This window comes from Pseudomonas sp. HY13-MNA-CIBAN-0226 (assembly GCF_040310305.1).
Taxonomy (GTDB): Bacteria; Pseudomonadota; Gammaproteobacteria; order Pseudomonadales; family Pseudomonadaceae; genus Aquipseudomonas; species Aquipseudomonas gregormendelii.
This window is the reverse complement of the sequence record NZ_JBEOPS010000560.1, coordinates 1-241: the sequence shown is the minus strand read 5'-3', so window position 1 is coordinate 241 and position 241 is coordinate 1. Positions and strand designations below refer to the sequence as shown.

Annotated in this window: 1 protein-coding gene; it reads left to right on the top strand. The window is 46.9% G+C overall.

The annotated features are described in order from the left end of the window. On the top strand, positions 1–241 hold a 241-nt coding region (locus AAEZ05_RS29910), incomplete at both ends, for a transposase (RefSeq protein ID WP_350650276.1).

Genomic DNA, 241 nt, shown 5'->3' with positions numbered 1-241 from the left:
GTACAAGACATCTTAATCGCTTGTGTTGACGGTCTAAAGGGCTTTCCTGATGCCATCAACACCGTTTACCCCAAAGCCAAGGTTCAGCTGTGTATCGTGCATATGGTGCGCTATTCAATGAAGTTCGTACCGTGGACGGATAAAAGGGCGGTAGCCGCTGATTTAAAAGCCATCTACGATGCTAATACTATAGAGCTTGCACAAGCTAACCTTGAGAGGTTCGATGAGACTTGGGGTACAC